The following is a 25,697-nucleotide window of genomic DNA, read 5'->3' as shown; positions in this document are numbered from 1 at the left end:
GAGCAGCAACTAGATGAAGGGCTGATTTTACAGGGCCCGGCAGACACTCTCCGTCATCGACTTTATTGGAGATTGGCAGCAAAAAATCAAGAACGACAGATGCTTCCATGCTTCTATCGACCGCATCGAACAAACCCGCGAAGATAACTTCAAGTTTTGCGCCTTTGTAGGTAGTAGTACCAGGGTCGCACGCTTCGAATATCTTATGAGCAAAGGCTCGCGCCAGTGTTGCGCCATAATCGAATCCGAATATCGACACAGATATTTTCTTGATCGAAATCGGATTTGCCTTTTTCACATCTTCAACGAGTTTTTCGAATCGATTTGTTGCGGCTTCTAATCGAGTATCCACACCAGTTTTGAGTAAGCTAAAAACAACTTCGTCGTCACGGACCGGCGAGACACCTTCGACTGACGCTTTTGCTGCTGCTGTGGCAATCGTGGAAATAATATTCTTCGGTCTTATATTGTTCGTGAGGTTTTCCCACCAGTTTTTTCCCGTCAAAAGGTCCTTGCCAACATCGACGGCCGCTTCTGTAGCGTTATCCTTAGGCAGCTTGGAGACATCTTCCTTGACTTTACTCACTGCGCCATTGAGGTCGGCGGAACTGGTAGTTGCGTTTGTTCCTAAAGTAGCGTCGAAAGATGTAGCGAGCCCGGATATGTAGAATTTATGATACTGGTTGGCCGGGTCGGAGGGCGCAGCCGTCTTTTCATGAGGATAGGCAAGAAAAAGCCGTCCAATATTCGTAACTCGGTCCTCTCTCAAGTCCTTCTCGAGATTTCGACTGACGCCGTCAAAAAAAAATCCTACGTGAAGAGTTCCTTCACAGGGCAATACCGAACTCTTCTTACCCGCCGTGTCCGTGTTTGAACGCGCGCTGATAGCTTGTGCATCAGACAAGTTTTTTGGTGTGCTCATGGATGACTTCCTTGTCCGTCAGATGGAGGGTTTGCTGAGTTTTCCGGAGCGTACCTCGTATCCAGGGTCGTGGCAGACCACAAAAGCTCAATCTTGTTTTCGGGGAGAAAATAGACGTGCAGTGTATCGTCTCCGGCTTTACGTTTTGGCAGGGGCAACAGAGCCTCATGTCTCTCTATTTTCATGCCCTGGTCCTCCTGAGCTTTTGACATGCTCAGGATCCAAACTAATTTGGCATTTTCTCCGGATATGTCCCAGCAGCAGGTGACGCCTCCGTTTCCACCCCAGTTATCATTTACCCAGTAGCTACCGACAGGTCTGTCCATATAGTTATGAGACGTCAACGCCGCGCCGGGCATTCGGTTTTGGCTATAAATGAAAAATGCTAAAAAAGGGACAGCAATAATAAGGATGCCGATAGCTAAGGCTCGGTTCTTCCATCTGCGTTGATTCAAATTATTCAGGCTTAACGACATTGAAAATTTCCAAGGCTCTTTTTCACCAATCGGCTTTCTACGGAAAATTGTTGACTCATTCAGACAACTCCCTCATCACAACCCCAAGCGGCAACTTCTCCCCAACAGCCCGCTCTTTGGCTTTGTTCCACATTGGCCAATTCGCCGGGAACTCGGGATCCATCAATTGCAGGCTGGCAAACAGGCTGACGTCTTCCGGGTCCGACAAGCCTTCTGCGCGACCTGCGTCCAGCGCCTGCTTGACCTGGTTCAACCGGTCGCCATGGCAGCTACTGGTGAATACCTCTGGCGCGTCTTTTTCCAGTTCGGTGGTCAGGTTGTAGGGCAGGGGATCGACCTCCATGTCCTTCCATAACTTTGCGTCCAGGAGAATCGGCTGGTACTTGCCCGGCTTTTCCAGGTTAAGCCCTTTGAAGCATTGCCACTCATCATCCGCCGCTGGCACCCACCACTCCTGCAACGGGCCGAAAAGCCAGGCATGCCAGGACAGATCGTCGCGGGCGTGGAGCATCGTCAGTACTTCAGGGGCGTAGCTGCGGATCATCAGGACTTCGCCGGCTTCATTTTTTGCCAGCAAGGCATCGCTCAGGTGCGCAGCGAGTTTGTCGGCAGGGCAGTCGGTGCGGATCCAGCTGGCCATGGCGGTGCAGCCGGTGAAGTATTCGTGGGCGAGAAAGGCCTCGAATTCCATGTCGCTGACGTCCACGAGCCATGGGCCGTAGTTGCGCAATTCGGCGAACTCAGGTTGAAGCATCAAGGGGCGGCGCGACGGATCGGATTTGAGGAATTGCTGTCGAGCCGGCTCGGAGAGCAGGCCCGCTTCAACGATTGCGAATCGCGACTGTGCATTTTTATGCGCCTCTGCCCAGGCTTTCGCTGCGTCGTCCTTCGTCATCAATTGGCTCCCGATTGCAGGGCCAGTTTTTCCCGCATGGCTTTCTTCAGGCACTCAACGCAGATGCCTTTCGGCGCCTTCAGCTTCGGCACTACGGCCAGCGATTCAGCCTCGATCTTTTGATTCAGCCGGGTTTGCATCAAGCGTCCGGCCTTGTCGAGGGCTGCCAGGCCAGGAATGAAAGGCACGAGGATCTGAATGCCTGAACCCACCCCCGGCGCACCGCCGGTATTGGCCTTCACCTCGGCACCGCTGATGGTCACGCCGCCAGCATCGACCTTGACGAAACTGCCGCCAGCCTTCGCCGTCAGTTCCATCCCGCCTTCGATCACCACTTTTTCGCCGGCGTGGTAATGAATCTCCGTGCCCGCTTCGACAAACTGCCCGGTGCCGACCTTCACATGCTGGGTCACGCCCACGGTCAGGTGATCATTCGCCCGCATCTCACTGACACGATCCAGATGAGTGATGCGGTGCTCTTCAACCTTGAATTCACTTAAAACATTGGCTTCGACCGTGTCATGCCGCTCATTGCCAACCCGAATCTTCTGGTCGTGCTCAATGTTCTCGTCCCAGTCGCGCTGGGCGTGGATGTAGATCTGTTCCGCGCCTTTCTTGTCTTCGATGCGGAATTCGTTGTAGCCCTTGCCGCCCGGGGAACTCAGGGTCTTGAAGGTGCTGCGGGTCTTGTTCGCCGGCAAGTCGTAAGGAACAACGTTTTCCTTGTGGTACAGGCAACCGGTCACCAATGGCTGGTCGGGGTCGCCTTCGAGGAAGGTCACCAGCACTTCCATGCCGATGCGCGGGACGGCGATGCCGCCGTAGGCTGCGCCGGCCCAGCCGCTGGCGACGCGTAGCCAGCAGGTGGTCTTGTCGTCGGCCTGGCCGTCGCGGTCCCAGTGGAATTGCACTTTCACGCGGCCGTACTGGTCGCAGTGAATCTCTTCGCCAGCGGGGCCGGTGACGATGGCGGTCTGGCTGCCGAGGACTTTCGGTTTCGGGTGATCGAGGGCAGGGCGGTAGTGGGCGTCCCACGGGGTGGCCACGAACGAGTTGCGGTAGCCCTGGTGGAAATCGCTCTTGTTGTCGGTGACGTCGCTGGTGACGTTTTCGCCCAGCACTTGCGGCTGTTTGCCTTCGTGGAAGACTTCCAGCAGCAGCCACAAATCGTTCCATTCGGCGCGCGGGTGTTCGGCCAGGGTCATGAAGTGGCCGCTGGTCAGGGTCGGTTCGTCACCTTTGCCTTCGGCGAGTTTGTAGTCGCTGCGATGGCGTTCCAGCGCTCGCGTCGAGAGGAACTTGCCGCGCTCGCGCGTGGTGAAGCGGCCGGGGTAGTCGTAGTCCTCCAGATCCGGCATGAACGCGGATTTGACCGCGCTTTCAGGCAGGATCTTTGGTTTCTCGAAATCGTAGTCGCGGCGGCTGACGCTGCTGGTACGGGTTTCCAGACGCAGGTTGAAGCGCTTGATCACCGGTTTGTCGGCGGTCATGCCGGAGTCTTGCTGGTAGTTGACCGGTTTCAGTTTGCGGAACACGGTCTGGTCGTCGCCGAACACCAGTTTGTGGCCGCTGCTGCTGTGCTGGAAGTGGAAGTGAATGCCTTCCTCTTCGCACAGGCGCTGGATGAAATGCAGGTCGGATTCGTCGTACTGCACGCAGTAGTCGCGTTCCGGGTATTCGGCGCCGAGCTGGAAGCTGTAGGCGTTGGCCAGGATCCCGCGATCTTCCAGAACCTGGGCGATGATCTTCGGCACCGTCAGTTGCTGGAAAATCTGCTGGTCATGGTTGTGCCGCAGGTAGGCCAGTTGCGGCACCAGGCTCAGGCTGTAACGGGTCAGGGTCTTGCCGGAATCGCCTTGCTCGATGCGATACACCAGACCATGAATCTTGCCCTCGCCAGTGGCGCCGAACGTCAGGCAGCCAGGCTTGTGCAGGAGTTCTTCAAGTTTGAGGTCGGGACGGGCGCTGACCAGTTCGATGTCGAAACGGAACGGTTCGTTGAGGGCTTCGCGACCGGTGAAACTGAGGACTTGCAGGTCGGCGGAAGCGCCTTCGAGCGTGAGGGTAATGTGGGTAGCGTTGGCGTCCAGCATGCCTTGATTTCCGTCCTTTGGATTAGCGTGGGCGGATGGTGCAGGATTAAACGGCCTCGTTCAAGGCGCAAATGCCGTAGAGGCAGTGGTCCGAACCCATAGGGAAAACCCTTAGGCCCACGGTTGGGCCCAGTAAAACAGGCACTTGCGGATGGACCGATCTGCCGCGAAGGCCGCATCCGGCATCCGGGAACAACCAGTCAGTTTCAGACTAAAGTCGTCTGTGGCACGTCAAAGCCATCTGCCATCATTGCCCTTCACCCCTGCGTGTTCACTGCCTCCCGGTTCTTTATCGATCCGGGACGGGAGCTATTTCTGGTTGTTTGCGCCTCTGCGCAATCGTTGTTCTGTTGGAGTTTTCAATGCGTCCCCCATTTCCCCTCATCACCCCGCGCCAGTCGCTTGGCTTCGGAGCCTTTGTGCTGTGCGCCGGTTTTACCGCGCAGGTCCAGGCCAGCGGTTTTTTCGAAGACACCACGGCGAAGATCGAATCGCGCACGGTGTACTTCAACCGCGATTTCCGTGACGGGCACACCTCCAGTGATCAGGGCGCGTCCAAGCGCGAAGAGTCGGCGCAGGGCTTTATTCTCAATCTGCAATCGGGCTACACCGAAGGCACCGTCGGTTTCGGGATCGATGCACTGGGCATGGCGGGTTTCCAGCTCGATTCCAGCCCGGATCGCAGCAACAGCGGCCTGTTGCCGTCCAGCGGCGAGAACCCGCGCGGTTCGAAAGGTCAGTACGCGAAGATGGGGCTGACCGCAAAGGTAAAAGTCTCGGATACGGTGCTGAAATACGGCGCGCTGCTGCCGGATCTGCCGCTGCTCAAGTACAACGACGGCCGTCTGCTGCCGACCATGTTCAACGGTGCGATGCTGACCTCCAAAGAGGTGAAGGATCTGACCTTCATGGCCGCGCGTCTGGACAAATACACCGCGCGGGATTCGACCGATTCGCAGGACATCCGCGTGCACTGCAAGAACAAGCGCTACGCCTGCAACACCACCGCCGATCATTTCGACATGTACGGCTTCGACTACAAGATCAACGATCGCCTGACCGCGCAGTACCACTACGCCGAGCTGGAAGACATCTATCGCCAGCACTTCGTGGGTCTTTTGGCCAATCAGCCTCTGGGTGACGGTGTGTTGAAAGCCGATCTGCGTTTGCTGAAAAGCGCCGACAGCGGTGATGCAAAAGCCGGCTCCATCGATAACCGGGCGTTGAGCGGCATGCTGTCCTACGGCATCAGTGGTCACACCTTCAGCGCTGGCTGGCAGCGCATGAACGGTGACAACTCGATGCCGTATCTGGATGGCAGCAACCCGTATCTGGTGAACTACGTGCAGGTCAACGACTTCGCCGCCGCGCAGGAACGTTCCTGGCAGCTGCGTTATGACTATGACTTCAAGGCGATCGGCATCAACGGCCTGAGTTTCCTGACCCGTTATGTGAATGGCGATCACATCAAGGTGCCGGGCAGCGATCAGGAAGGCAAAGAGTGGGAGCGCGACAGCGAGTTGAAGTACGTGATTCAGACCGGGACGTTCAAGGATGTCAGCCTGCGGTTGCGTAATGCGACTTACCGTACCAACTACGAGAAGTTCGCCCGGGATGTGGATGAGACCCGGTTGATCGTGAGTTACAACTTTTCGGTGTTGTAACACATAGGTCGGTGGTGTCTGGACTGACGCCTTCGCGGGCAAGCCCGCTCCCACAGGTTTTCCGGGTGCTCACTAAATTGTGGTCACTCTAAATCCCTGTGGGAGCGAGCTTGCTCGCGAATGCGTCCTTAAGGGCTCTGAGGGTCAGAGCCAATGCCAGAACCGGCTCCAGAACCCGCGATTCAGATCATCCTTGCACGCCGCGTATTGCTGACCGTACATGTCCGAGCGGTTCTGCACCTTGCGCGCCACCGGCGGCAGCCAAGCCTTGCTGGCGTAGGTCTTCTGGCGAAAGCCGCCCCAACCTTCGTGGTAGTTGAGGTACTGGTTGTAGGCGTCGTACTTGTACACGCCGTTGATCGAGGTGGTCTTGTCCATGTACCAGCCGACGAAGTCGATGGCGTCATCGAAGTCTTCGCGATCGGCGCCATATCGGCCGGTGCTTTTCTGGTAGTCGGACCAGACTTCATCCTTGGCCTGGGCATAGCCGGAAGCCGTCGAAACCCGGCCCCACGGGATCACCCACAACAGGTATTTGCGCGGCGTCTTGGCGTCGTAGCGGTAGCCGGACTCCTGATACATGATCGCAAACGGCACCTGGATCGGTACGCCCCAGCGTTTTTGCGTGACTTGCGCCGCGTCGTACCAATCACTTTTTTCGCGGAAAATCTCGCAGAGGTTTTCCGGTGAACGCGGTGGCGATGTTCCGCAACCGGTCAATAGTGCCGCCAATACCAACAGTCCAACCGTGCGCCCCGAATTCAAAAGCCGTCATCCCGTCGTGCAAAAAAGGGCGCCAGTCTACGCGGTCAGGTCAACTGGTGGCGATAAGGCAAATCCGGACCTGTTTTACTGCATGTAAGGGCGGCGGCCTGTACGGCAAACCTGAGCATGCCGTCGATCTGTTCGCGGCTCAGGCGCTGCACGCCTTCCACCGAATCCAGCTCGTGCTCGGTCAGCCAGTTGATCAACGCGGCCTGAAAGGTATCGCCAGCACCGACGGTATCGGCGATCTTCACCGAGCTTGCCGGCACCGACCATGAACCGTGAGCGCGGCTGAAGACTGTTGCACCTTCACCGCCACGGGTCAGGAACACCACCTGGCAGCGATGCTGCAGCCAGCCTTCGATGACGCGCGCCGGATCCTGCTCGGGAAACAGCAGGCTCAGATCCTCGTCGCTGACCTTGATCAAGTCCGCCAACGGCACCAGCGTAGCGATTCGTTCGCGCCACAGGTCGATGTTCGGCTCGGGGTTGAGGCGCACGTTCGGGTCGAGGCTGATCAGGCGTTTACCGCTTTCGCGCTGCACCAGCGCAAGCAAGGTATCGGCAACCGGTTGCACCACCAGCGAGAAGGAACCGAAGTGCAGGCCGCGCACTTCAGGGCCCAACGTTGGCAGGTGCGCCAGACTCAATTGGCGGTCGGCGCAGCCTTCACCGCGGAAGCTGTAGTGCGGCGAGCCATTGGCGCCTACCGCGACCATCGCCAGGGTGGTCGGCGCAGCGAAATCCACCAGGTAATCCGGGCGCACGCCTTCATCCCGCAGCACTTGATGCAGGCGTCGGCCGAGGTAGTCGGTGGACAGCCCGCCGAACAGCGCTGAATCCACGCCCAGACGGCGCAAACCCACCGCCACGTTGAACGGCGAGCCACCGGCAATCGCCTTGAAATTGACTTTCGATGCCTGCCCACCGGCATCGTCTTCGCTGAAGAAATCGAACAGCGCTTCGCCACACACCAGGTACATAGTTGTTTGCTCTTTATAAGGTTGCGACATGCAGTCGATAGCGTTCATAGGCCTGCTGGAACGCCGCGACATTCGCGGCAACCGGCAGGGTTTCACTGTTCAGGTCGAGCTTCACGCAGCGCTGGCACAAGTCGGCCAGGGTGTCTTCGTGGCCGTTCGACCACGACTTGCACCACGCCGCCTGAATTGCCGCGCCGAGGGCTGCGGCTTCGCTTTGCTCGGTGCAGATCACCGGGGTGTTCATGATGTCGGCGACGATCTGCCGCCACACCGCACTTTTCGAACCGCCGCCGATCAGGCAAATGCTGCGGCTTTGTAAACCATTCTGGCGCAACAGATCCAGTCCATAACGCAGGCCGAAGGTGGTGCCCTCGACGGCGGCGCGGCACAGATTGGCTTGCGTCAGGTTATCGATCGTCAGGCCATGCAGGCTGCCGGTGGCATGGGGCAGGGGAGGCACGCGTTCGCCGTTGAGGAACGGCAACATGCTGACGCCTTCTGCGCCAATCGGGGCCCGGGCAACCAAGGCATTGAAGGCGTCGAGATCGAGGTCGAACAGTTCGCGGATCGCGCCGGTGGCGTTGGTCAGGTTCATGGTGCAGATCAACGGCAGCCAGCCGCCGCTGGACGAGCAGAAGGTCGCGACCGACGCGTCCGGGCTGACCTTCGGCGCTTCGGCGTAGGCGTACACCGTGCCGGAAGAACCGAGGCTCATGGTGATCGCGCCCGGCTGAATATTGCCGGTGCCGATGGCGCCCATCATGTTGTCGCCACCACCACTGGACACCAGTGCGTTGGGGTTGATCCCCAGCTGCTCGGCAATCGCCGGCAGAATCGTGCCGACCGTTTGATGGGCATCGATCAGCTCTGGCAGCGCGGATTGCAGACGGCCGCTGGCGTCGATGTCGCGCAGCAGCTGTAAATCCCATTGGCGAGTGCGTACGTTGAAATAGCCGGTGCCGGATGCGTCACCGTATTCGCTGCACGAACGGCCGGTGAGCCAGAAGTTCAGGTAGTCGTGGGGCAGCAGGATTCGTGCGATGCGGGCGAACACGTCCGGATGTTGCTCCTTGGTCCACAGCAATTTGGAGACGGTGTAGCCCGGCGCGATGACCACGCCGAGGCGTTCCAGCGAGCCTTGTTCACCGCCCAGGTGAGTCAGCAGGCGGTCGTTTTCAGGCGTGGTTTCGGTGTCGCACCAGAGCTTGGCCGGGCGCAGGACCTGGCCTTGGTCGTCGAGCAGCACCAGGCCGTGTTGCTGGCCGGAAACGCCGATGCCGATGATTGACTGGCCATCGACATTTGCCGCCAATAAAGCGCGGCGGGTGGCGAGGGCGAAGGCTTCCAGCCATTGCGCGGTGTCTTGCTCGCGACGACCGTTGGCGCCGCTGATCATCGTGTGGGCGGCGGCGCCCTGGCCCAACACCTGACCGCTGGTGGCGTCGAGGATGATGGCTTTGGTGCCTTGGGTGCCGCAGTCGATGCCGAGGAACAGTTGCTGGGTTGTCATATGCTCTCCACAAAGATCGTTCCCATGCTCCGCGTGGGAATGCCTCAATGGACGCTCTGCGTCCGCTGTTGAATGGGACGCGGAGCGTCCCGGGCTGCATCCCCACGCAGAGCGTGGGAACGATCAGGCGACGAGAATTTTTTCCAGAGTTCGTGTCACGCCGTCTTCTCGCAAGCTGTTCAGACACCACTCGAACGCCGCAACAAACTCTGGCGAACGCGGTATCGCCACGCCGAAAATCTCCTCAACCCCCAACAACCGCTCAGTAATCAGCGCATCCTCCGCCACCAACGCCTGACAGAACGCCGCCCGAGGATCCGGAATCGAATAAGTGTCGCCATTCTCATCCACACCCTTCAAGTAAAGCGCCCAAGCCGCCACCACCAGCGCCGCACGCTTGGTCTCCTGCCCATCGGCAATCAACCGATTGATCGTCGGAATGGTGAACTTGGGAAACTTCGACGACCCATCCGAACACACCCGCTCCAACTGATCGGCAATCGCCTGATTGGAAAACCGCGCCACCAACGTGTTCTTGTACTCGGTCAGGTCGATCCCCGGCACCGGTGCCAGTTGCGGGGTCACGTCCAGGTCCATGTAGGCGCGCATGTAGCGCACGAACAGCGGGTCGTTCATGGTCTCGTGAACGAAGCGGTAACCCTTCAAAAAGCCCAGATAAGTCAGTGCCAGATGGCTGCCGTTGAGCAGTTTGATCTTCATCTCTTCGTAGGGCGAAACATCGTCGGTGAACTGCACGCCGACCTTTTCCCAGGCCGGGCGGCCGTTGACGAAGTTGTCTTCCAGCACCCATTGCACGAACGGTTCGCAGACCACCGGCCAGGCGTCGTCGACGGCGTGTTTGTCCGCCAGTTGCAGGCGATGCGCGGTGCTGGTCATCGGCGTGATGCGGTCGACCATGGCGTTGGGGAAACTGACGTTGGTGTCGATCCACTCGCGCAGGTCCGGATCCAGCAGCGCGGTGAAGGCCAGCAGTGCCTTGCGGGTCACGGCGCCGTTGTGTGGCAGGTTATCGCAGGACATCACGGTAAACGCCGGAATGCCCGCCGCGCGGCGTCGAGCCAGTGCGGCACAGAGGAAACCGAACACGGTTTTCGGCTGTTGTGGGTACGTCAGGTCGTGCTGAATCTGCGGCAGGTGTGCCATGAACTCGCCGTTGCTGTCGTCGATGCAATAACCGCCCTCGGTGATGGTCAGCGAGACGATGCGGATCTGCGGATCGGCGAGTTTGTCGATCAGCACCTGGGCGCTGTCCTCGGCCAGCAGCATGTCGCGGATCGCACCGATGACACGGACTTCAGTGTCGTCGCTGTCGCCGAGTTCAAACAGGGTGAACAGGTAATCCTGCTCCTTGAGGTCGTCGCGGGCGCGGCGGTCTTCGGCGCGCAGGCCTACGCCGCAAATGGCCCAGTCCAGCGCTTCGCCAGTGTTCATCAGCGCATCGGTGTAATACGCCTGATGCGCGCGATGGAAACCGCCGACACCAATGTGAGCGATGCCCTGGCGGGTGTCGCTGAGGCTGTAGGCCGGTAGTTTCACTTCGGCGGCGAGGCGATTGAGGTTTTGCTTGTTCAGTTTCATCGGGTCAGTCTCGAAATCAGGCGGCTGCGCGCAGCGGGCGAGTCAGCGCCACGCCGTCGGCATCGAACAGATGGCAGTGGGCAGCGTCCAGGTGCAGGTTCAGTTGTTCGCCGTAACGGCTCGCCAGATCACCGCGCACGCGCATGGTCAGGGCTTCGCCGGCGTTGGTCTTGACGTGGCAGAAGGTGTCGCTGCCCAGCCGCTCGCTAACGTCAGCGGTGACTTGCAGGGTGCAGTCGCCCGCTTGCGCCAGTTCCAGATGTTCCGGGCGAATGCCCAGGGTCACGGCGCTGCCGACGCTCAGGTTCGACGCGTTGAACGGCAGGGTGATGCGGGTGCCGGCGTCCAGCGAGACTTCGCAGCTCGCGCCATCGATCCGCGTGATCTGGCCCTTGAGGAAGCCCATTTTCGGCGTGCCGAGGAAACCGGCGACGAACAGGTTGGCGGGGTTGTGATACAGCTCCAGCGGCGAGCCGACCTGCTCGATCTTGCCGCCATTGAGCACCACGACCTTGTCGGCCATGGTCATGGCTTCGACCTGATCGTGGGTCACGTAGATCATCGTCGCTTTCAAATCTTTGTGCAGGCGTAGCAGTTCCAGTCGCATCTGCACCCGCAGGGCGGCGTCGAGGTTGGACAGCGGCTCATCGAACAGGAAGATTTTCGGGTTGCGCACGATTGCCCGGCCGATGGCCACACGCTGACGCTGTCCGCCGGAGAGTTGTTTCGGCTTGCGCTCGAGCATCGGGCCCAGTTCCAGAATGCGCGCCGCTTCACCGACTTTTTTCTCGACGTCGGCCTTCGGAACGCCGGCCAGATCGAGAGCGAACGACATGTTTTTCTTCACGGTCATGTGCGGGTACAGCGCGTAGGTCTGGAACACCATCGCCAGATCGCGCTTGGCCGGGCTGACTTCGGTGATGTCGCGCCCGTCCAGTTCGATGGTGCCGCCGCTGACTTCTTCAAGGCCGGCGATCAGTCGCAGCAGGGTGGATTTGCCGCAGCCCGACGGGCCGACGAACACCACGAATTCCTTGTCGTTCACCTCAAGGTCGATGCCCTTGATGATGGAAAAACCTTCAAAGCCTTTTTGCAGATTCTTGATTTTCAGGTTGGCCATGGTGGCGCTCCTCATGCGAATTCTTATTTGACGGCGCCGAACGACAGGCCGCGCACCAGTTGTTTCTGGCTGATCCAGCCAAAGATCAGGATCGGCGCGCAGGCCAGGGTCGAGACAGCCGACAACTTGGCCCAGAACAATCCTTCAGGGCTTGAGTAGGAGGCGATCAGCGCGGTCAGTGGCGCGGCTTTGGACGAGGTCAGGTTCAGCGACCAGAACGCCTCGTTCCAGCACAGGATCAGCGACAGCAGCACGGTCGACGCGAGGCCGCCCTTGGCGATCGGCAGCAGCACGCGGAGCATTTCCTGGGCGAGGGTGGCGCCGTCGAGGCGGGCGGCTTCGAGGATGTCTTTGGGGATGTCCTTGAAGTAGGTGTAAACCATCCAGACCACGATCGGCAGGTTGATCAGCGTGTAGATCACGATCAACGCAATGCGTGTGTCGAGCAGGCCGAAACTCTTGGCCAGCAGGTAGATCGGCATCAGCACGCCCACCGGCGGCAGCATCTTGGTGGAGAGCATCCACAGCAGCGTGCCTTTGGTGCGCTGGGTTTCGTAGAACGCCATCGAGTAGGCCGCCGGCACCGCGATCAGCAGGCAAAGAGCCGTGGCGCTGAAGGAAATCACCACCGAGTTCCAGGCGAAACTGAAGTAGTCGCTGCGCTCATTGATGTGCAGGTAGTTCTCCAACGTCGGCGTGAAGATGAACTGCGGCGGCGTGGCGAAGGCGTCGATTTCGGTCTTGAAGCTGGTCAGCACCATCCAGAAGATCGGGAAGAAAATGATGATCGCGATGGCCCAGGCCAGCGTGCCGAGCAGCAGGCTTTGCAGCCGGCGGGATTGTTGAAGAGTCATGGCAGGCCTCAGGCTTTGTCAGTCAGGTTTTTGCCGATCATCCGCACCAGAATGATCGCGGCGATGTTGGCGATGACCACGGCGATCAGGCCGCCGGCCGAGGCCATGCCGACGTCGAACTGCACCAGCGCCTGGTTGTAGATCAGGTAGGCGAGGTTGGTCGACGCGTAGCCGGGGCCGCCGTTGGTGGTGGTGAAGATTTCGGCGAACACCGACAGCAGGAAGATGGTTTCAATCATCACGACCACGGCAATCGGCCGTGCCAGATGCGGCAGGGTCAGGTGCCAGAAGATTGCGATGGGGCCGGCGCCGTCGAGGCGGGCGGCTTCTTTCTGTTCCTGGTCGAGGGACTGCATCGCGGTCATCAGGATCAGGATCGCGAAGGGCAGCCATTGCCACGAGACAATGATGATGATCGACAGCAGCGGGTAATGGGCCAGCCAGTCCACCGGCTGCGCGCCGAACAGTTTCCAGATGTAGGCGAGGATCCCGGACACCGGATGGAAAATCAGGTTCTTCCAGATCAGTGCACCGACCGTGGGCATGATGAAGAACGGCGAAATCAGCATCACCCGCACGATGCCGCGACCGAAGAACTCGCTGGCCTCCAGCAGCGCACTGATCAATACGCCGAACACCACGCTGATCAGCAGCACGCTGCCAACCAGCAGCAAAGTGTTGGTGGCGCCGGGCATGAAGCCGGAGTCGGTCAGGAAGTAGGTGAAGTTTTCCAGCCCGACGAATTCGTTGGTGCCCGGGTCGAGCAGGTTGTAGCGGATCATCGAGAAATAGACGGTCATGCCCAGCGGCACGATCATCCACAGCAGCAACAGGGCCACCGAAGGGCTGACCAGAAACCAGCCGGGATTGGCCACACGGCTTTTGCGCCGGGGCTGCGACAGGTCGATGTGGGCTTTGGCAGTTGAAGTATTCATGGTGATCACAACCGTTTTAAAAGGCAGACTCGATCCACTGTGGGAGCGAGCCTGCTCGCGATGAGGGTGGTCCATCCGCCACATTTATTGAGACCGGATTACCGCTATCGCGAGCAGGCTCGCTCCCACATGGAAATGCGCAGGATTACTTCGGGTAACCCGCGCGCTTCATCTCGCGTTCGGTGGTTTGCTGTGCAGCGGTCAGCGCCTGGTCGACCGTGGTCTGGCCGATCAGCGCCGCCGAGAACAGCTTGCCGACCTGGGTGCCCACGCCTTGGAATTCAGGAATGGTCACCAGTTGGATGCCGATGTAAGGCACAGGTTTGAGGGTCGGTTTGCTCGGGTCAGCCGCTTTCAGCGATTCCAGCGTGACTTTGGCAAACGGCGCGGCGCTCATGTACGCGTCGCTGTAGGTCGAGGCGCGGGTGCCCGGCGGAACGTTGGCGATGCCATCGGTCTTGGCGACCAGTTCGCCGTATTCCTTGGAAGTGGCCCAGGCGCTGAATTGCTTGGCGGCATCCTTGGCCTTGGAGCTGGTCGGAATCGCCAGCGCCCACGAATACAGCCACGCCGAGCCTTTGTCGGTGACTTGATGCGGCGCGTAGGTGAAGCCGACGTGATCGGCGACCTTGCTTTGAGTCTTGTCGGTGACGAACGAGCCGGCGACGCTGGCATCGACCCACATTGCGCATTTGCCGCTGTTGAACAGGGCGAGGTTTTCGTTGAAACCGTTGCTGGATGCACCGGGCGGGCCGGACTTCTTCATGGTGTCGACGTAGAAGTTCAGCGCGTTTTTCCATTCCGGACCGTTGAATTCCGGTTTCCACTGCTCATCGAACCAGCGCGCGCCATAGGCATTGGCCACGGTGGTGATGAGCGCGATGTTTTCGCCCCAGCCGGCCTTGCCGCGCAGGCAGATGCCGTACTGTTCCTTATCCTTGTTGGTGAGTTTTTCGGCGAAGCCTGCGATCTGTTCCCAGGTCGGACGCTCCGGCATGGTCAGGCCGGCGTCCTTGAACAGGTCGGTGCGGTAATAGGTGATCGAGCTTTCGGCGTAGAACGGCAGGGCGTACAGCGAACCCTTGACCGACAGGCCTTCGCGCACCGACGGGAACACATCGTCGAGGGCGTAATTGGCCGGCAGATCCTTCATCGGTTCGAGCCAGCCTTTTGCACCCCAGAGTGCGGCTTCGTACATGCCGATGGTCAACACATCGAACTGACCGCCCTGGGTGGCGATGTCGGTGGTCAGGCGTTGACGCAGAACGTTTTCTTCCAGCACCACCCAATTGAGCTTGATGTCCGGATGCTCGGTCTCGAAGGTTTTCGAGAGCTTTTGCATGCGGATCATGTCGCTGTTGTTGACGGTGGCGATGGTCAGGGTCTGGGCGCCAAGGCTGACGCTGCTGAGGGTCATGCAGGTGAGGGCCAGCAGAGCTTTTGCAGTGGGTTGCATCGTGCACTCCTTTTCTGCACCCGGCGGGGGCAGAAGGACAGTTATTGTTTTTGTGTTCTTCCGGCAGGGGAAGAATGTGCACTGATTACAGCCTTCTAACGCAGGGCTGACAAATCATCCCTAGCACTTGAATCGATACTTTTTTGCACTCGGGATTGGCGCGATAAACGCAGGGAAGGGCGTTTCAGAAGGGCGGCAGCCATGAATCCGTACAGGTTTTACCCGGTCAGCCGTGGTTTTGCTCGGTCAGGCGCTGCACCACCAGCCGCCGATAATGCGACGGCGTCATGCCTTTGAGCTGCTGAAAGCGCCGATTGAAATTGGAAATATTGTTGAAGCCCGACTCGAAACACACCTCGGTCACCGGTTTGTCACCGTCCGCCAGCAGCTCGCAGGATTTGCTGATGCGCAGGCGATTGACGAATTCGATGAAATTGCGCCCGGTGGCCTGCTTGAACACGCGGCTGAAATACGTCGGCTTCATGCCCAGATGTTCGGCGACTTCCTCCAGCGGCAATTCGCGAGCGTAGTGGGCGAAGATGTAATCCACCGCCCGGTTGGTGCGGTCAATGTTGTGCTCGTCGGCCAATTGCGGGGTGGTTGCGCCGGACAGGAGTTGGTAGTCGTCGGTGGCGGCCAGCAATTCCATCAGGATGAAAAAGTGCCCGAGACGGGTGATGCCCTTGGTATCGGCGATCTTCTGCAGCAGGTTCGTCGCTTGGCGAATGGTGCGCGGGCAGCGGAACTCGATACCGTATTGCGCACGCTCCAGCAGCGGTGCCAGGGTCTTCAGCTCGGCGAACACCTGATGACCGCTTTCGAACAGCTCATCGGTGAAGTTGACCAGCATGTCGCGCTTTTCGACCACTTCATCTTCGGCCACCTGGCTGATCCAGTTGTGCGGTAGATTGGGACCGGTCAGGAACAGCGTCTGCGGGTAGAAATTGCCGATGTAGTCGCCGATGAACACCTTGCCCGAACTGGCCACGATCAGGTGCAGTTCGTATTCCTTGTGAAAGTGCCAGCGCACCAGCGGGCAGGGGAAACCGTGCTGGCGATAGATGATGGACAACCCGTTGTGGTCATCCATCAGTTCATAAGAGGGGTCGGTGACGCGGGCTGTTCGGCTCATGATCGGGCGCTTTTTTTGTTATCGCCCGGCGATCATGCCTCTTGTCGCGCCGGTTGCGCCAGTTTCCATTGCGGCTCAGCGCGAGCGTTGGCCGGCCTTGAGCACGTTGGCGACCCGGCAAAACTCCATCAGGTCGGACTCTTCCATGAAGTCGACGTTAATGATGTTGCACTTCAATGCCCAATCACTTTTATCCAGATCGAACCAGTCGTTAAGCGAACCATGGATATCGACGGGACCGCCCAGCGCGGTGTAACTGGTGGCGGACAGAGACCAGGGTCTCCAGCTGCCTGGCGGGTTTTGCAGAACACGCTCAATGAACTTCTTCAACTCACCGGGGCTGGTGATGCCGTTTCCGGACCATTGATGATCGATATGGCTGTGGAATAACTTGTGGTCCAGTTGCCAGTGCGAGATGGCTGCAGCAAAAACCCGTTGTGTCTTGTTGACTTGCTTGAGGTCTCCAAGGCTGAGGGACTGATTGTTGCGCGGGATCATGCGATGTCCCAGATACTGCACCATCAGTTTGTTGAAGTGTTCGTAATCGAAGTTGTCACCGTCCAGGCTGTGAAAATCCAGAATAATGAACTCGTCGGGGTTGTTTTCAAGAAAAGTATTGATGTCTACCACCAGATTTCCCAACGTTCGGGAGTTTCGATGGCCATTGTGGTGCATGACGAATTTCTCCAGGCCTTCGGCCTTGGCGTTATAGGTCAGGCGAATGTCGAGCGCCCGGGCCCCATGATCCAGCTGCGCATGAAAACTGTCATGCTGACACGCCAGCCAGTGCCGCGGAGGGCCTAAAAGCGGGTAGGAGGCGCTCCAGTCACTGCCTGCGTTGTGAGTGCCGGGCAACGTCAGTTCGCTGATGTTCAGCGAGTCAATGGCGGGGGGCGTCCCCATCCAGTTGGAAGTGCTCATGATTACATCCTGCATAAGTTATTGAATAAGAATGGCGTCTTGTTGAATATTCAAGACGCCACTTGCAGGATGTTTATAAGGTTTAAGCGTTTGGCTGGCTATTCGAGGAGTGATGCAAGTTGTTGGGTATTGTATTTATAGTTTTCCAGAGTATTTATTTGTTCTGGTTTTTGGCCTCGATCCACTGAGCCATATATTGCGTGCTCTTGTGTGAATGATGTCGCAACATGCTTCCAGTAAAATTTTTACGTCTTAGTTGGTTAATGTTGTCTCGGCACTCCAGCAGTTTATTGATCAGTGCCGGCCCATGAATGGCTTGCGGATAAACATTCTTGAGTAGCGCGTACCCCTGAGACTGGGCCGCATGCCAACGGGCTTCGTCGCGATACAGTTCCACCGCGGCATTGGCCAGTTCCTGCGCCGTACGGCAAACAGCGCCCGGCCAAGGCTGATCGGTGTGCATACCCTCGGCGCCGATGGGCGTGGTGATACTCGGCGTGCCGCAGAGCATCGCATCAATCAATTTGCCCTTGATTCCAGCGCCAAAACGCAAGGGCGCCAGGCAGATGCGCGCATCGGACATGACCTGCAACGCATCCTCGGCCCAGTTCATGATGTGAAAGCCCTGGGCGGCATTGTGCAAGGCCGCTGCTTTGGGCGGCGTGTAGGCGCCGTAGAGGTGCAGTTGGGCTTTTGGCAGTTGCTCGCGGATCAGCGGCCAGACGGTGGATTTCATCCACAACACGGCGTCCCAGTTCGGCGCGTGACGGAAGTTGCCGATACTCAGGAAGTGCGCGCGCTCCTCGAAGGGTTTCGCTGGCGTGCTCGGTGGCTCGACCATCAAGGGGCACCAGTGCAACAGCTCGGGTGGCAATTTGAACTGCTGCACCAGCAACTCGATTTCCACCTGCGAGATCATCAGGTTCAGGTCGCAGCGATACAGCGCGGCAATCTCGCGTTTGGCCAGATCGGTGTCCGCCATCAGCTCGAACTCTTCAGCCAGCGCCGGGGCAAACAGCTCAGCGAAGTCGTTGGCGTCATCGCTGAGCTTCAGCCGGTCCTTCAGCCGCTGATGCCGTGCATGCCGCAGGCTTTGCAGATCCGAGGTTTCCAGAACGCGCAGGGCGTTTGGGCAGTGCTTCTCGACGCGCCAGCCGAACTGTTCTTCAATCATGAACTGGTCGAACAGCACGATATCCGGGGCGAGTTCGCTGATGAAGATGTCGAAGCTGCTGTTATTCAGTTCAATCGGGACTTCGCGAATGCCCAGAGCAGTCAGATCGGCGCGATGTTCACCGGTGCCGGCCGGGCTGGCAAAGGTGATTTGCCAGCCCTGTTGCAGGAACGTCTCGAGAATCTGCATCACATGCCCGCTCGCGGCGGAGGAGCGGGGTTCCGGCCAGACGTAACCAATGACGAGGACTTTGGTTGCGGGCTGACTCATGAGAAACGGTTCCTGGGACGAATTGACGGAAAAAAGGCGCGCGGATTAGACCATAACCCACGTGTCGAGTGATCCGTTTTTATCGGGTGTACGTCGGGCAAGTCCGAGCGAGAAAGCCACCGGCAGGGCGCGTGACAGCTCTACTCAGGCATCGACGTCTCGTGCTCAGGATTGCTCTAGAACGGATTTGACCTTGTCACGCAATTGATCAATGGAAAATGGCTTGCCGATCACATGCATGTCCGCCGGCACTTCAATCGTCTCGGCGTAACCGCTGGCGAACAGAATCGGCAGACCAGCGCGAATATTGCGGGCCTCAGTGGCCAGCTGACGGCCGTCCATGATCGGCAGGCCGACGTCGGTCATCATCAGGTCGATGTGCTGGTTCACGTCCTTGAGGATTTCCAGCGCCTGTTCGCTGCCGTCCGCTTCCAGGACCTTGAACTCCAATTCCTCCAGCACGTCGACGATCAGCATGCGCACGATGGCGTCGTCTTCTACTACAAGGATGGTGGACGCGGTGCTGGACATAGTGGCGGCTCTCAAGAATGGGTGATGGGGCGCCGGTCGATCAAAAATGCCGGGCTCTTGCATGAGTAAGTGGCGCATAGCCACAAGTTCCCGGATGGATACAAAAAAGCATAGGCGCAAACGGGCGGGCAAGGATAACCGTTGGCCTGGGATTCGGCGCAGGCAATTGTGGGAAAACAGTACTAAAACTGTGAGAAAAATGGATCCATGCCGCCGTTTTGGGGCAAACTCCCTGGTTTTCAACAGTTCGACAAGGCTGCCACATGTCCTCTCCGTCTTCGGTTGATGAGCAACGGTTTCGCAAACTCCTGAGCCGCAACGTCAGTTTGCCGTTGGGCGTCGGCGTCGTCAGTGCCGTGTTCTTCATTTCGCTGATCACTTATCTGTTGTCCGTGATCCAGTGGGTGGAGCACACCGACCGGGTGATCAATAACGCCAACGAAGCGGTGAAACTCACCGTGGATCTGGAAACCGGCATGCGCGGGTTTCTGCTCAGTGGCGACGAGCATTTCCTCGACCCTTACGAAACGGCCAAGCCGCGCATCGCCGTGGCGTTGAGTACTTTGCTTGAGCTGACCGCCGACAATCCCGCGCAGACCGATCGCCTGCGCCGCCTTCAGGCGTTGCAAGCCGAGTGGGCGACCTATGCGCAATCGATGATCGACCTGCAACGCACCAGCGGTGACTACAAGGCAGCGGTCAAGGCGGGGAAGGGCAAGCGCCTGACCGATGAAGTGCGCAAGCAGTTTGACGATGTGATTGAAACCGAACAGTTGCTGCGCGCCTCACGCAACGAAGACGTGCGCCGCACCACGATTTGGAGTATCAGCCTTTATCTGCTGTTCGTGGCGGGCATCAGCGGTCTGCTGGCCTATGTAGGCCGGCGCGATCTGCTCACCCTGTCCCAAAGTTATGGCGCGACCCTGGCGGCACAAGAAGCCAGTGCCCATCGTCTGGAGCAGCAAGCCTGGCTGCGCAACGGGCAGACCCAGCTTGCCGAGCAGGTCTTGGGGCAACTGACGCTCAACCTGCTGGGACGCAACATTCTGCAGTTCTGCGCCCAGTACCTTGGCACCGCTGTGGCCGCGCTCTATGTACGCGAAGAACATGGCGGCCTCAAGCGCGTGGCGACTTATGGGTTCTCTCGCGAGCAGGAGCAACAGGATCAATCGATCTACAGCGATGAAGGCCTTGTCGGTCAGGTTGCCCAGCAGGCGCGGCTGATTCGTCTCGATTCGGTGCCGTCCGACTATTTCAAGGTCAGTTCCGGTCTGGGTGAAGGCCTGCCGCACAGCGTGCTGGTGGTGCCGACCAGCGATGACGATCGGGTCAACGGCGTGATCGAACTGGGTTTCCTGCGGCCGCTTACCGACCGCGATGTTGCACTGCTGGAGCTGATCGCCGGCAACATCGGCACCTCCATCGAAGCGGCGCGTTATCGCCAGCGCTTGCAGGAAGTACTGGCCGAAACCCAGCAACTTAACGAAGAGTTGCAGGTACAACAGGAAGAGCTGAAAACCGCCAACGAAGAGCTGGAAGAACAGTCGCGGATCCTCAAGGAATCCCAGGCGCATCTGGAAACCCAGCAAGTCGAGCTGGAACAGACCAACGAGCAACTGGCCGAACAGGCCCAGACCCTCGCCGAGCAGCGCGACGCCATGGACCAGAAAAACACCGAGCTCAATCAGGCCCAGGTGCAGCTCGAAGAACGCGCCGAAGAGTTGCAGCGTTCAAGCAAGTACAAGTCCGAATTCCTCGCCAACATGTCCCACGAACTGCGCACACCGCTGAACAGCTCGCTGATCCTGGCCAAGTTGCTGGCGGAAAACCCGCAGGACAACCTCAGCGCCGAGCAGGTCAAGTTTGCCGAGTCGATCTACTCCGCCGGCAACGATCTACTGAACCTGATCAACGACATTCTCGACATTTCCAAGGTGGAAGCCGGCAAACTCGAAGTGATGCCGGAAAACACCAGTGTCGCGCGCCTGGCCGACGGCCTGCGCAGCGTGTTCGAACCGTTGGCGGCGGACAAGAAACTGACCTTCAACGTCGAATTGCAGCCTGATGCGCCGATCACTCTGTTTACCGATCGCCAGCGTCTGGAACAGGTAATCAAGAACCTTCTGTCCAACGCGGTGAAATTCACAGAACAGGGCACCGTCAGCCTGACCATCGCCGGCCAGCCGGACGATCGCATCGCCTTCATCGTGCGCGACTCGGGTATCGGCATCGCGCAGGATCAGCAGGAAAGTATTTTCGAAGCCTTCCGTCAGGCCGACGGCACCACCAACCGCAAATACGGCGGCACCGGATTGGGCCTGTCGATCTCGCGGGATCTGGCAACGTTGCTGGGCGGTTCGATCAGCGTCAGCAGCGCGCCGGGGCAGGGCAGTGCCTTCACGCTGGTGTTGCCGCAGCAATACAGCGAGCCGGGCGACACGCCGGTTGTGCCGCTGACCTTCAGCCCGCCGGCTTCTACGCCGGTCATCGCGCCTGTCGCAGCGGTTTCGCCTCTGGCGCCTGTCGACATCCCGCGTTTCAACGATGACCGCAACAAGGCACCGTTCGCTACCCGTTGCATTCTGGTGGTGGAAGACGAGCCGAATTTCGCTCACATCCTTTACGACCTGGCTCACGAACTGGGTTATCAGTGCCTGGTCGCCCACGGTGCCGATGAAGGTTATGACCTGGCGAAAGAGTTCGTGCCGGACGCGATCCTGCTGGACATGCGCCTGCCGGACCATTCGGGCCTGACCGTTCTGCAACGCTTGAAAGAACACGCCGAAACCCGGCACATCCCGGTGCACGTGATTTCCGTGGAAGACCGCGTCGAAGCGGCAATGCACATGGGCGCCATCGGTTATGCGGTCAAGCCGACCACCCGCGAAGAGCTCAAGGACGTGTTCGCCCGTCTTGAAGCCAAGCTGACCCAAAAGGTCAAACGCGTGCTGCTGGTCGAGGACGACGATCTGCAACGGGAAAGCATCGCCCGCCTGATCGGCGACGACGACATCGAAATCACCGCTGTGGGCCTGGCGCAAGACGCGCTGGAGCTGCTGCGCACGACGATCTTCGATTGCATGGTCATCGACCTGAAGCTGCCGGACATGCTCGGCAACGACCTGCTCAAGCGCATGTCCACCGAGGACATCTGCTCGTTCCCGCCGGTGATCGTCTACACCGGACGCAATCTGACCCGCGATGAAGAGGCCGACCTGCGCAAGTATTCGCGCTCGATCATCATCAAAGGCGCGCGCTCACCGGAACGTCTGCTGGACGAGGTCACACTCTTTCTGCACAAAGTCGAATCGCAGTTGTCCCATGAACGGCAGAAGATGCTCAAGACCGCCCGCAGTCGCGACAAGGTCTTCGAAGGTCGCAAAGTGCTGCTGGTGGACGACGATGTGCGCAACATCTTCGCCCTGACCAGCGCGCTGGAAACCAAGGGTGCAGTCGTGGTGATCGGCCGTAACGGTCGCGAAGCGATTGAAAAACTGAATGAAGTCGAGGACATCGACCTGGTGCTGATGGACGTGATGATGCCGGAAATGGATGGTTTTGAAGCCACCATTGAAATCCGCAAGGATCCGCGCTGGCGCAAGCTGCCGATCATCGCGGTGACGGCCAAGGCCATGAAGGACGATCAGGAGCGCTGCCTGCAGGCGGGCGCCAATGATTACCTGGCCAAGCCCATCGACCTGGATCGCCTGTTCTCGCTGATTCGCGTGTGGTTACCGAAGATGGAACGCATTTAGTGGAACGTAGTAATCCCGTTGAACGAAACAGTGAAATCGAACTGCGGTTGCTGATCGAGGCGATTTACCTCAAGTACAGCTATGACTTTCGCGATTACTCCGGCGCCTCGATCAAGCGCCGGGTGCAACATGCGTTGAGTCAGTTCGAGTGCGCGACCATCTCGGCCTTGCAGGAGAAAGTCCTGCACGACCCGACGGCGTTCATGCAGTTGCTGCAATTGCTGACGATCCCGGTCAGCGAGATGTTCCGCGATCCGTCGCACTTCCTGGCGATCCGCCAGGAGGTGGTGCCGCTGCTCAAGACCTATCCGTCGATCAAGATCTGGATCGCCGGCTGCAGCACCGGCGAGGAGGTCTACTCGATGGCGATCCTGCTGCGCGAAGAAGGTCTGCTCGACCGCACGATCATCTACGCCACCGACATCAACCCGCGCTCGCTGGACAAGGCCAAGCAGGGGATCTTTTCGATGGAGAACGTGCGCGCCTACACCGCCAATTATCAGCAGGCCGGCGGTCAGCGCTCGTTCGCCGACTACTACACTGCAGCCTATGGCTACGCGATTTTCGACAAGAGCCTGTGCGAGAACGTGACCTTCGCCGATCACAGCCTGGCGACCGATAGTGTATTCTCCGAAACTCAATTAATTTCGTGTCGTAACGTGTTGATTTACTTCAACAAAAAACTTCAGGATCGGGCGTTTGGGTTGTTCCATGAATCGTTGTGCCACCGTGGATTCCTGGTACTGGGCAGCAAGGAAACTCTGGATTTTTCCGGCTACTCCAACCAGTTCGAACCGCTGGTGAAACAAGAACGGATCTACCGCAAATCATGAACATTGCAGCGGATTTGCCTCGGGTCGAGGCGATTGTGGTCGGAGCTTCCGCCGGTGGCGTCGAGGCTTTGTTGACGATGCTCGGTTCACTGCGTGCCGGGTTCGGGCTGCCGATCATCATCGTCCTGCATCTGCCGGAAGAGCGCCGCAGTCAGCTCGCCGAGGTGTTTGCCCGGCGAGTGGCGCTACCGGTGGCAGAAGCCATCGACAAACAGGACATCACGCCCGGCACTGTTTATTTCGCGACGCCGGGTTATCACCTGTCGGTAGAGCAGGATTTCAGCCTGTCGCTGAGCCTTGAAGACCGTCTGCATCACTCGCGGCCTTCAATCGATTTTCTGTTCGAATCCGCCGCCGATGCCTACGGGCCGGCGCTGGCCGCCGTGTTGCTGACCGGCGCCAACCACGATGGCGCGCGGGGCCTGGCGCAGGTCAAACGCCAGGGCGGGCTGACCATCGTGCAGGACCCGGACGAAGCGCAGGTCGCGACCATGCCCCGGGCGGCGCTGAAGACGCATCAACCGGATTACATACTTCCCATCCACGGCATCGGCCGTCTGCTTGTCGAGCTGGAACGAATCGCATGCTGAGTAATATCCAGGCAAAACTGCTGATCGTCGACGATCTGCCCGAGAACCTGCTGGCCCTCGAAGCGCTGATCAAACGCGAAGACCGCACCGTCTACAAAGCGCTGTCGGCGGACGAAGCGCTGTCGCTGCTGCTGCAACACGAATTCGCCATGGCCATCCTCGACGTGCAGATGCCTGGCATGAACGGCTTCGAGCTGGCCGAGCTGATGCGTGGCACCGAGAAAACCAAGAACATCCCGATCATCTTTGTCAGCGCCGCCGGCCGTGAACTCAATTACGCGTTCAAGGGCTATGAAAGCGGTGCGGTGGATTTCCTGCACAAGCCGCTGGATATCCACGCGGTGAAGAGCAAGGTCAACGTCTTCGTCGACCTGTACCGCCAGAGCAAGGCGATGAAGCAACAGGTCGAAGCCCTCGAGCAGAGCCGTCGCGAGCAGGAAGCGCTGTTGCAGCAACTGCAAAGCACCCAGGGCGAACTGGAGCAGGCGGTGCGCATGCGTGACGATTTCATGTCGATCGTCGCCCACGAAGTGCGCACGCCGCTCAACGGCCTTATCCTCGAAACCCAACTGCGCAAGATGCACCTGGCCCGGGACAACGCCGCCGCATTCACCCTCGACAAGATGCACGCCATGGTCGACCGCGACGAGCGCCAGATCAAAAGCCTGATCCGCCTGATCGAGGACATGCTCGACGTGTCGCGGATCCGCACCGGCAAGCTGTCGATCCGACCGAGTCGCTTCGATCTCGCGCAACTGGTGAGCACTCTGCTGGAGAATTTCGCCCAGCAGATCGAAGCTGCCGAGACCGAAGTCAGCTTCACCGTGACCGAGCCGGTGGAAGGGCAGTGGGACGAGTTCCGTATCGAGCAAGTGGTGTCGAACCTGCTGACCAACGCCTTGCGTTATGGCGGCAAAAGTCCGATCCAGGTTCGGGTCTATCGCGAAGGCAATGAAGCCCGGGTCGAAGTTCAGGATCAGGGCATCGGCATCAGCGAGGAGAACCAGAAACGTATTTTTCAACAGTTCGAACGGGTCTCTGCCAAGACGGTGGTGGCCGGCCTCGGACTGGGTCTGTTCATTTCCGAGCAGATCGTCGCCGCCCATGGCGGCTCCATCGTCGTCGAAAGCAAGATCAACGAGGGCGCCCTGTTTCGCGTTTGTCTGCCGCTCCAGGAAAACGGCAAAACAAACGCAACCTCTGAGTGACCACACGGTCG

The 25,697-nt window shown here is 59.0% G+C and carries 20 protein-coding genes and 1 pseudogene; 5 read left to right on the top strand and 16 right to left on the bottom strand.

What is annotated here, in order from left to right; translation table 11 throughout:
- The 4 genes and pseudogenes from K5E37_RS05450 to K5E37_RS05435 form a co-directional block, all read right to left on the bottom strand.
- Positions 1-922 (bottom strand): annotated as a pseudogene (locus K5E37_RS05450) (DUF2235 domain-containing protein); the annotation flags it as partial.
- Positions 919-1,398, bottom strand: coding sequence for a DUF3304 domain-containing protein (locus K5E37_RS05445; protein WP_221533331.1), 480 nt, complete (start codon positions 1,396-1,398; stop codon positions 919-921). The gene K5E37_RS05445 and the pseudogene K5E37_RS05450, both read right to left, overlap by 4 nt.
- Positions 1,399-1,453: 55 nt before the next feature.
- The gene (locus K5E37_RS05440) at positions 1,454-2,347 is read right to left on the bottom strand and encodes a DUF4123 domain-containing protein (protein WP_221533330.1); all 894 of its coding nucleotides are present in this window, start codon (positions 2,345-2,347) and stop codon (positions 1,454-1,456) included.
- Complete coding sequence (locus tag K5E37_RS05435) at positions 2,293-4,386, bottom strand: type VI secretion system tip protein VgrG (RefSeq protein ID WP_221533329.1); 2,094 nt, start codon at positions 4,384-4,386, stop codon at positions 2,293-2,295. The genes K5E37_RS05440 and K5E37_RS05435 overlap by 55 nt, the downstream gene beginning before the upstream one ends.
- Positions 4,387-4,748: 362 nt before the next feature.
- Between K5E37_RS05435 and K5E37_RS05430 the strand changes: the two genes are divergently transcribed.
- Positions 4,749-6,050 carry an OprD family porin gene (locus tag K5E37_RS05430; RefSeq protein WP_221533328.1) on the top strand — a complete coding sequence of 434 codons (1,302 nt, stop codon included), beginning with the start codon at positions 4,749-4,751 and terminating at the stop codon, positions 6,048-6,050.
- A gap of 144 nt (positions 6,051-6,194) precedes the next feature.
- Here K5E37_RS05430 and K5E37_RS05425 read toward each other — a convergent pair whose 3' ends face one another.
- From K5E37_RS05425 to K5E37_RS05370, 12 genes are all read right to left on the bottom strand, one after another.
- Positions 6,195-6,815: a lipoprotein gene (locus K5E37_RS05425; protein WP_039768240.1), complete on the bottom strand. Its 621-nt coding sequence runs from the start codon at positions 6,813-6,815 to the stop codon at positions 6,195-6,197.
- 44 nt (positions 6,816-6,859) lie between these two features.
- Positions 6,860-7,798, bottom strand: a complete 939-nt coding sequence (locus tag K5E37_RS05420; RefSeq protein ID WP_221533327.1) for a carbohydrate kinase — start codon at positions 7,796-7,798, stop codon at positions 6,860-6,862.
- A gap of 13 nt (positions 7,799-7,811) precedes the next feature.
- Positions 7,812-9,308 carry a xylulokinase gene (gene xylB / locus K5E37_RS05415; protein WP_221533326.1) on the bottom strand — a complete coding sequence of 499 codons (1,497 nt, stop codon included), beginning with the start codon at positions 9,306-9,308 and terminating at the stop codon, positions 7,812-7,814.
- Between the two features lie 123 nt (positions 9,309-9,431).
- Entirely contained in the window at positions 9,432-10,907 is a 1,476-nt protein-coding gene (locus tag K5E37_RS05410; RefSeq protein ID WP_221533325.1) for a mannitol dehydrogenase family protein, read from the bottom strand.
- 16 nt (positions 10,908-10,923) lie between these two features.
- On the bottom strand, positions 10,924-12,027 hold the full coding sequence (locus K5E37_RS05405) for an ABC transporter ATP-binding protein (protein WP_221533324.1): 1,104 nt from the start codon (positions 12,025-12,027) through the stop codon (positions 10,924-10,926).
- A 23-nt stretch (positions 12,028-12,050) separates the two neighbouring features.
- On the bottom strand, positions 12,051-12,881 hold the full coding sequence (locus K5E37_RS05400) for a carbohydrate ABC transporter permease (RefSeq protein ID WP_007957423.1): 831 nt from the start codon (positions 12,879-12,881) through the stop codon (positions 12,051-12,053).
- A gap of 8 nt (positions 12,882-12,889) precedes the next feature.
- Positions 12,890-13,816, bottom strand: coding sequence for a carbohydrate ABC transporter permease (locus K5E37_RS05395; protein WP_039768250.1), 927 nt, complete (start codon positions 13,814-13,816; stop codon positions 12,890-12,892).
- A 145-nt stretch (positions 13,817-13,961) separates the two neighbouring features.
- Positions 13,962-15,272 (bottom strand): sugar ABC transporter substrate-binding protein, encoded by a 1,311-nt coding sequence (locus K5E37_RS05390; protein WP_221533323.1) that lies wholly within the window; start codon positions 15,270-15,272, stop codon positions 13,962-13,964.
- A 226-nt stretch (positions 15,273-15,498) separates the two neighbouring features.
- Positions 15,499-16,404, bottom strand: coding sequence for an AraC family transcriptional regulator (locus K5E37_RS05385; protein WP_085603832.1), 906 nt, complete (start codon positions 16,402-16,404; stop codon positions 15,499-15,501).
- Between the two features lie 75 nt (positions 16,405-16,479).
- Positions 16,480-17,325, bottom strand: coding sequence for a phospholipase (locus K5E37_RS05380; protein ID WP_221533322.1), 846 nt, complete (start codon positions 17,323-17,325; stop codon positions 16,480-16,482).
- Between the two features lie 154 nt (positions 17,326-17,479).
- Complete coding sequence (locus K5E37_RS05375) at positions 17,480-18,769, bottom strand: glycosyltransferase (protein ID WP_221533321.1); 1,290 nt, start codon at positions 18,767-18,769, stop codon at positions 17,480-17,482.
- 165 nt (positions 18,770-18,934) lie between these two features.
- A complete protein-coding gene (locus tag K5E37_RS05370) occupies positions 18,935-19,300 on the bottom strand; it encodes a response regulator (protein WP_085603823.1) in 366 nt (121 codons plus the stop codon).
- Between the two features lie 263 nt (positions 19,301-19,563).
- On the opposite strand from K5E37_RS05370, the gene K5E37_RS05365 reads away from it, so the two are divergent.
- From K5E37_RS05365 to K5E37_RS05350, 4 genes are read left to right on the top strand one after another with little or no spacing between them, the layout of a single operon-like run.
- Positions 19,564-23,055 carry a response regulator gene (locus K5E37_RS05365; RefSeq protein WP_221533320.1) on the top strand — a complete coding sequence of 1,164 codons (3,492 nt, stop codon included), beginning with the start codon at positions 19,564-19,566 and terminating at the stop codon, positions 23,053-23,055.
- The gene (locus tag K5E37_RS05360; protein WP_085603817.1) at positions 23,055-23,888 is read left to right on the top strand and encodes a protein-glutamate O-methyltransferase CheR; all 834 of its coding nucleotides are present in this window, start codon (positions 23,055-23,057) and stop codon (positions 23,886-23,888) included. Before K5E37_RS05365 ends, K5E37_RS05360 begins: the two co-directional genes overlap by 1 nt.
- Positions 23,885-24,478, top strand: coding sequence for a chemotaxis protein CheB (locus K5E37_RS05355; protein WP_221533319.1), 594 nt, complete (start codon positions 23,885-23,887; stop codon positions 24,476-24,478). The genes K5E37_RS05360 and K5E37_RS05355 overlap by 4 nt, the downstream gene beginning before the upstream one ends.
- The gene (locus K5E37_RS05350; protein WP_221533318.1) at positions 24,472-25,686 is read left to right on the top strand and encodes a hybrid sensor histidine kinase/response regulator; all 1,215 of its coding nucleotides are present in this window, start codon (positions 24,472-24,474) and stop codon (positions 25,684-25,686) included. The genes K5E37_RS05355 and K5E37_RS05350 overlap by 7 nt, the downstream gene beginning before the upstream one ends.
- The last annotated feature ends 11 nt before the right edge of the window (positions 25,687-25,697 follow it).

The sequence above is a fragment of the Pseudomonas sp. RIT778 genome, from assembly GCF_019718735.1.
Lineage (GTDB): Bacteria > Pseudomonadota > Gammaproteobacteria > Pseudomonadales > Pseudomonadaceae > Aquipseudomonas > Aquipseudomonas aphyarum.
The sequence above is the reverse complement of the archived record's forward strand: the minus strand, read 5'-3'. Positions and strand labels throughout refer to the sequence as shown.

Coding starts and splice junctions, on each gene's coding strand:
- K5E37_RS05390 (WP_221533323.1), bottom strand. CDS start 15,272: ATGCAACCCACTGCAAAAGCTCTGCTGGCCCTCACCTGCATGACCCTC.
- K5E37_RS05420 (WP_221533327.1), bottom strand. CDS start 7,798: ATGTACCTGGTGTGTGGCGAAGCGCTGTTCGATTTCTTCAGCGAAGAC.
- K5E37_RS05370 (WP_085603823.1), bottom strand. CDS start 19,300: ATGTCCAGCACCGCGTCCACCATCCTTGTAGTAGAAGACGACGCCATC.
- K5E37_RS05400 (WP_007957423.1), bottom strand. CDS start 12,881: ATGACTCTTCAACAATCCCGCCGGCTGCAAAGCCTGCTGCTCGGCACG.
- K5E37_RS05350 (WP_221533318.1), top strand. CDS start 24,472: ATGCTGAGTAATATCCAGGCAAAACTGCTGATCGTCGACGATCTGCCC.
- K5E37_RS05375 (WP_221533321.1), bottom strand. CDS start 18,769: ATGAGTCAGCCCGCAACCAAAGTCCTCGTCATTGGTTACGTCTGGCCG.
- K5E37_RS05430 (WP_221533328.1), top strand. CDS start 4,749: ATGCGTCCCCCATTTCCCCTCATCACCCCGCGCCAGTCGCTTGGCTTC.
- K5E37_RS05385 (WP_085603832.1), bottom strand. CDS start 16,404: ATGAGCCGAACAGCCCGCGTCACCGACCCCTCTTATGAACTGATGGAT.
- K5E37_RS05410 (WP_221533325.1), bottom strand. CDS start 10,907: ATGAAACTGAACAAGCAAAACCTCAATCGCCTCGCCGCCGAAGTGAAA.
- K5E37_RS05445 (WP_221533331.1), bottom strand. CDS start 1,398: ATGTCGTTAAGCCTGAATAATTTGAATCAACGCAGATGGAAGAACCGA.
- K5E37_RS05380 (WP_221533322.1), bottom strand. CDS start 17,325: ATGAGCACTTCCAACTGGATGGGGACGCCCCCCGCCATTGACTCGCTG.
- K5E37_RS05435 (WP_221533329.1), bottom strand. CDS start 4,386: ATGCTGGACGCCAACGCTACCCACATTACCCTCACGCTCGAAGGCGCT.
- xylB (WP_221533326.1), bottom strand. CDS start 9,308: ATGACAACCCAGCAACTGTTCCTCGGCATCGACTGCGGCACCCAAGGC.
- K5E37_RS05355 (WP_221533319.1), top strand. CDS start 23,885: ATGAACATTGCAGCGGATTTGCCTCGGGTCGAGGCGATTGTGGTCGGA.
- K5E37_RS05395 (WP_039768250.1), bottom strand. CDS start 13,816: ATGAATACTTCAACTGCCAAAGCCCACATCGACCTGTCGCAGCCCCGG.
- K5E37_RS05365 (WP_221533320.1), top strand. CDS start 19,564: ATGTCCTCTCCGTCTTCGGTTGATGAGCAACGGTTTCGCAAACTCCTG.
- K5E37_RS05405 (WP_221533324.1), bottom strand. CDS start 12,027: ATGGCCAACCTGAAAATCAAGAATCTGCAAAAAGGCTTTGAAGGTTTT.